The 6,000-nt window shown below is 53.0% G+C and carries 7 protein-coding genes; all 7 read right to left on the bottom strand.

Annotation, left to right across the window (positions count from 1 at the left end):
- Window positions 1–212: 212 nt before the first annotated feature.
- The 7 genes from cpoB to ybgC all read right to left on the bottom strand — a co-directional run bounded on the left by cpoB (window position 213) and on the right by ybgC (window position 5,907).
- Complete coding sequence (cpoB, locus tag GKAS_RS06420) at window positions 213–1,010, bottom strand: cell division protein CpoB (protein ID WP_035892736.1); 798 nt, start codon at window positions 1,008–1,010, stop codon at window positions 213–215.
- Between the two features lie 9 nt (window positions 1,011–1,019).
- Window positions 1,020–1,541 (bottom strand): peptidoglycan-associated lipoprotein Pal, encoded by a 522-nt coding sequence (pal, locus tag GKAS_RS06415; protein ID WP_035892735.1) that lies wholly within the window; start codon window positions 1,539–1,541, stop codon window positions 1,020–1,022.
- Window positions 1,542–1,579: 38 nt separating this feature from the next.
- Window positions 1,580–2,872, bottom strand: coding sequence for a Tol-Pal system beta propeller repeat protein TolB (gene tolB / locus GKAS_RS06410; protein WP_035892734.1), 1,293 nt, complete (start codon window positions 2,870–2,872; stop codon window positions 1,580–1,582).
- 132 nt (window positions 2,873–3,004) lie between these two features.
- Window positions 3,005–4,285, bottom strand: coding sequence for a cell envelope integrity protein TolA (gene tolA, locus GKAS_RS06405; protein WP_035892733.1), 1,281 nt, complete (start codon window positions 4,283–4,285; stop codon window positions 3,005–3,007).
- 96 nt (window positions 4,286–4,381) lie between these two features.
- Window positions 4,382–4,810 (bottom strand): colicin uptake protein TolR, encoded by a 429-nt coding sequence (tolR, locus tag GKAS_RS06400; protein WP_035892731.1) that lies wholly within the window; start codon window positions 4,808–4,810, stop codon window positions 4,382–4,384.
- Window positions 4,811–4,813: 3 nt separating this feature from the next.
- Entirely contained in the window at window positions 4,814–5,506 is a 693-nt protein-coding gene (gene tolQ, locus GKAS_RS06395) for a Tol-Pal system protein TolQ (RefSeq protein ID WP_115074598.1), read from the bottom strand.
- Window positions 5,503–5,907: a tol-pal system-associated acyl-CoA thioesterase gene (ybgC, locus tag GKAS_RS06390; RefSeq protein WP_035892730.1), complete on the bottom strand. Its 405-nt coding sequence runs from the start codon at window positions 5,905–5,907 to the stop codon at window positions 5,503–5,505. The genes tolQ and ybgC overlap by 4 nt, the downstream gene beginning before the upstream one ends.
- Between the last annotated feature and the right edge of the window lie 93 nt (window positions 5,908–6,000).

Here is a 6,000-nt window from a genome sequence, read left to right as displayed (position 1 = left end):
ACCAATTGATTAAAAGTCAACTGCTCTACCAACTGAGCTAACGACCCACTTTTTTCGTCACTTTCAGGATGTTTGATATCCCTTGGCAACGGCGGCATATATTACTGAATTCAGAATTCAGCGCAACAAAAATTTCGACAAAGATCACTTAACTGCTTATGTTTCATGCGGCAAGACCAGAAATAAAACAATTTCTGGTCTTACTTCGCGCATTACATCCCACTGAGACGTTTTTGCGCCTGCTTTGCACCATCGGTACCTGGGTATTTGCTGACAACCTGCTGGTATACCGCTTTCGCTTTTGCAGTATCACCTTTGTCCTGCATGATGACCCCGACCTTAAACATCGCGTCCGCCGCCTTAGGCGACTTCGGGTAGTTTTTCACCACCGATGCAAAGTAGTACGCCGCATCATCTTTTTTACCCTTGTTGTAATTCAACTGACCCAGCCAATAGTTGGCATTGGGTTGGTAGGTTGAATCAGGATATTTTTTGATGAAGTTCTGAAACGCAGCAATCGCGTCATCCTGGCGAGAACTATCCTTCACCAGCGCAATAGCCGCGTTGTAATCCGTATTGGCATCACCCGTCTGCACCGGCACACCTGACGCGCTAGCGCCCGCTGATGCTGCTGGAGCCGCCGCTGCTGGCGCTGCGCCGCTCTGGTCGCCCGTAGCCTGCTGAGCTGGAGCTGCACCGCTACCGCCCAGGCTGTCAATTTGCAGCATAATCTGCTTTTGACGTTCGACGACCTGGTTCAGCTGGTACTGACTTTCCTGGATCTGTCCACGGAGGGCATCAATATCAGTCTGGTTATCGGAGAGTTGCTGCTGAAGTTGGGTTAAAAGCTGACTGTGAGCGTTAGAAATACGCTCGAGTTGGGTGACACGGTCTTCGACCGAGCCTGAGCCGACACTACTGATTGGCGCCTGAGCAAAAGCGGCCCAGGGGGCCGCTATGCCAACCAGTAACGACAGACTCACCATGTGATGTCTGAAGTTACTGCTCATGCAATTCTCTTAGTAAACCAGTACGGCACGACGGTTTTTGGCGTAAGCCGCTTCGTCGTGACCCAGTACTGCAGGTTTTTCTTTACCGTAAGAAACGATGGAGATCTGGTCAGCAGAAACGCCTTTACCCTGCAGGTACATCTTAACAGCGTTAGCACGACGTTCGCCCAGGGAGATGTTGTACTCAGGAGTACCACGTTCGTCCGCGTGACCTTCTACGGTGACTTTGTAAGATGGGTTGCTACGCAGGAAGTTAGCGTGAGCATCCAGCATTGCTGCGAAGTCAGAACGGATATCGTACTTGTCCAGATCGAAGTAAACGATGTTGTTCTGCTGCAGCTGCTGCATCTGAAGACGCGCTTGCTCTTCAGAAGACATGTTGCCGCTACCGTTAGCATCCATACCAGTGCCGGCACCCAGCATGCCTTCGCCGCTCTGGTCATTGCTAGCGTTCTTGTTAGAAGAACATGCCGCGATTGCCATAACAGGCAGAGCGATCATCAGCCCTTTCAGCACTTTGTTCAGTTGCATTTCTATGATTCCTTTAGTAATCAATTCATTAATTATTATTACAGATACGGCGACCAGGCAGGGAATTTAACCTGTCCATCAGTTGCCGGAAGACGCGCTTTGAAACGCCCATCTGTAGAAACCAAATTCAGCACGGATCCCATCCCCTGAGAAGAGCTGTAGATTACCATAGTGCCGTTAGGTGCCAGACTTGGCGTTTCGTCCAGGAACGTTGACGACAGTACTTGTACGCCACCCGCTACCAGATCCTGCTTAGCAATGTGCTGCTGGCCGTTAGCCGAGCTGACCATTACCATAAACTTGCCGTCGCTGCTGACGTCAGCATCCTGGTTCTGTGAACCTTCCCAGGTAATACGCTGCGGAGCACCGCCGTTAACATTAACTTTATACACCTGTGGACGACCGGCCTGGTCAGAAGTGAAGGCCAGGTTCTGACTGTCCGGGAACCAGGTTGGTTCCGTGTTGTTGCTGCGACCGTTGGTTACCTGACGAATCTGGCCAGAGCCCAGGTCCATCACGTACAGGTTCAGGCTACCGGTTTTCGACAATGCGAACGCCAGTTTAGAACCATCAGGCGAGAACGCCGGTGCACCGTTGTGCTGCGGGAACGAGGCAATCTGACGCACTGCGCCGTTAGCCAGAGTCTGCACCACCAGCGCTGAACGGCCGCTTTCGAAGGTCACATAAGCCACTTTCGAACCGTCCGGAGACCATGCTGGAGACATCAGCGGCTGCGGAGAACGGTGAACCACAAACTGGTTATAGCCGTCGTAGTCAGAAACGCGCAGTTCATACGGGAACTGACCGCCGTTGGTCTGAACAACGTAAGCAATACGGGTACGGAACGCGCCCTTGATGCCCGTCAGCTTTTCGAACACTTCGTCACTGGCAGTGTGACCTGCATAACGCAGCCACTGCTTGTTAACTTTGTAGGTGTTCTGTGCCAGCACGGTACCTGGGGCACCGCCGGTATCAACCAGCTGATAAGAAACATTATAGCTGCCGTCAGCGTTAGGACTCACCTGCCCTACAACGACAGCATCAATACCCAGCGCAGACCATGCGGCCGGCTGAACTTCCTGAGCGCTGCCCGGCTGCTGCGGCAGACGAGAACGATCTAATGGGTTAAATTTCCCGCTGTTACGCAGGTCAGCGCCCACGATACCGCCGATATCTTCAGGCGCAGCACCTGGCCCCGCCCACTGGAAAGGTACGACGCCAATTGGGCGTGCCGAGTCCACCCCCTGGGTGATCTCGATACGTACTTCTGCGTGCAGCACTGCTGCCCACAGCATCAGAAAACCAAATGCTACTCGTAATGCCTGCTTCATCATTTCTCCCTTATCCAGGCGGAAAGCCCACGATAATTTAGCAGAATGTTAACAAACTAAAATACACAAAACTACCAAAACCCACCGGCGCCCGAAGATAGTTTTCCCCCGCCGGAGCGGGGAAAATTATGCTTACGGCTTGAAGTCCAGTGGTGCATTTTTAAACACTTCATATACTGCCTGGCTCGGTGGTTTTGGAATCTTCGCCTGACGGGCTGCAGCAAGTGCGGCCTGACAAAGTGCGGGATCGCCACCCTCAGACTGAATGTCCAGCAACAGGCCGTCTGAGGCGAGTTTTATACGCAACGTACAGGTTTTGCCTGCATAGGATGATGCGTCGTAGAACTTGCTCTCAATGGCAGATTTAATCTGCCCAGCATAGTTGCTGATATCCGCGCCTGACGCGCCATTATTTTTAGTATTACCACTCCCCGCTGCGGAAGCATTGTTACCTTTCGCTCCGCCGCCGGTTTTCGGTGCATTCTTACCAGAGCTAAGGTCACCCAGCAGGTCATCTACGCCGGAAGAAGCAGCGGCTTTCTCAGCAGCAGCTTTTTTCGCGGCGGCCGCTTTTTCAGCTGCTGCTTTCTTGTCCGCTGCGGCTTTTTCAGCCGCTGCAGCTTTCTTATCTGCAGCCGCTTTAGCAGCGGCGGCGGCCTTATCGGCAGCGGCTTTTTCAGCGGCAGCAGCAGCCTTCTCGGCGGCAGCGGCAGCTTTTTCTTCCGCGGCTTTTTCAGCAGCTGCTTTCTTCGCTGCTTCGGCTGCCGCTTTCTTCTCGGCATCCGCAGCCGCTTTCGCGGCGGCAGCTTCAGCTACCTTTTTAGCATCGGCTGCAGCTTTCGCCGCTTCCGCTTCTGCTTTTTTCTGCGCATCGGCAGCGGCTTTCTTCGCTGCCTCCGCCGCAACTTTAGCCTGAGCATCAGCTTTTGCTTTCGCATCAGCGGCCGCTTTCACCGCCGCATCAGCCGCGGCTTTCGCCTGAGCATCTGCCTTCGCTTTTGCATCAGCTGCTGCTTTCGCGGCAGCTTCTTCAGCCTGTTTCTGCTGTTCCTGAGCTTCTTTAGCCGCTTGCTGCGCCTGCAAACGCTCTTTCTCCAGCGCTTTTAAGCGTTCCTGTTCCGCAGCCTGTTTTTCACGTAACTCTTCAGCCTGCTGCTGAGCCTGCTTTTCACGTTGCTCTTGCGCACGTTTTGAGCTGGATTGCTGCTGCTGTTGACGATTATAGTTCTCAACGACCGCGCCGGGATCGACCATGACGGCATCGATGGACGAACCGCCACCGCCGCCCGCAGAAGCCTCTATATGTTCATCAAACGAGCTCCAGATCAGCGCCGCAAACAAAATGACGTGCAGCACTGCTGAAATAATTATCGCTCGTTTAAGCTTGTCGTTTTGTTCGGTTGCCTTTGACACTCTCGGTTCCCAAAAACTGTTCACCCGTTACTCTACAACGCAAAGAACAGGCCGTACCCGGCCCGTACCTTCCGCGTGTGTGCGGCATCTTGCTGGTTAAATTGGCTGGGTCATCAACCCGACCGATTTCACCCCAGCGCTGTGTAACAGGTTAAGCGCTTTAATTATTTCATCGTAAGGCACGTCTTTCGCGCCCCCAATTAAGAAGACCGTTTTCGGATTCGCCTGTAACCGGCGCTGCGCTTCTGCAACAACCTGTTCAGGTGGCAGTTGCGGCATCTTCTCCTGACCGACGTTCACGCTGTATTGTCCGACACCGGACACTTCAACGATGACTGGCGGCTCATCATTGCTGCTTACCGCCTGAGATTCTGTTGCATCAGGGAGATCCACTTCCACGCTCTGCGTAATGATCGGCGCTGTCGCCATAAAGATCAGCAGCAGCACCAACAACACATCCAGCAGCGGAACGATGTTAATTTCGGACTTCAGTTCGCGACGCCCGCGTCCACGTGCTCTGGCCATGGCTTACCCCTTGTTGCTCTCGCTGACGGTAAAGGCCTGACGGTGCAGAATGGCGGTGAACTCTTCCATAAAGTTGTCGTAGTTCAGTTCCAGTTTGTTCACGCGTTGGTTCAGACGGTTGTACGCCATAACCGCTGGAATTGCCGCAAACAGACCGATAGCGGTGGCGATCAGCGCTTCCGCGATCCCTGGTGCAACCATCTGCAGCGTAGCCTGTTTTACCGCGCCCAGCGCGATAAAGGCGTGCATGATCCCCCAGACGGTACCAAACAGACCGATATACGGGCTGATAGAACCTACGGTGCCGAGGAACGGGATATGCGTTTCCAGCGTTTCCAGTTCACGGTTCATAGAAATACGCATCGCACGCGAGGCCCCTTCCACAATCGCTTCCGGCGCATGGCTGTTCGCACGGTGTAAGCGCGCAAACTCTTTAAAACCGCTGTAGAAGATCTGTTCCGATCCCGCGAGGTTTTCACGACGTCCCTGGCTCTCCTGATACAGGCGAGACAGCTCGATGCCTGACCAGAACTTATCTTCAAACGCTTCAGCCTCGCGGGTTGCCGCGTTAAGGATGCGCGTTCTCTGGATGATGATGGCCCAGGAGGCGATTGAAAAACCAATCAAAATCAACATGATAAGTTTAACCAGAAGGCTAGCCTTCAGGAACAAATCAAGGATGTTCATGTCAGTCACTGCTTAAACTCCGCGACAATAGACTTGGGAAGCGCACGAGGCTTCATGATGAGTGGATCAACACAGACAATCAGGACTTCTGCTTCATTCAGAACCTTATTCTCAGCGTTGACTATTCGCTGCGTGAATACCATGGAGGTACCACGCATTGATGTAATTTCTGTCTGGACTTCGAGCATATCGTCGAGTCGGGCAGCCGCAAAATACTCCAGCGTCATTTTACGCACGACAAAGGCCACCCGCTCAGCCAACAGCACCTGCTGACTGAAGTGATGGTGACGCAGCATCTCTGTGCGTGCTCTTTCATAGAAAGCGACATAGCTGGCATGGTAAACCACACCACCAGCATCGGTATCTTCGTAATAGACCCGAACCGGCCATCGAAACAGCGTTGTATTCACTTTACATCCCAGTAATGCAAAAAATTTTTGGGTTTTTGAACTTCGCTACTATACGCGCGGGAAAGATGGTTTGGAATGGGGGGAAGTAAACGG

It is taken from the genome of Kluyvera ascorbata ATCC 33433 (assembly GCF_000735365.1).
Lineage (GTDB): Bacteria > Pseudomonadota > Gammaproteobacteria > Enterobacterales > Enterobacteriaceae > Kluyvera > Kluyvera ascorbata.
This window is presented reverse-complemented; position numbering and strand designations above follow the sequence as displayed.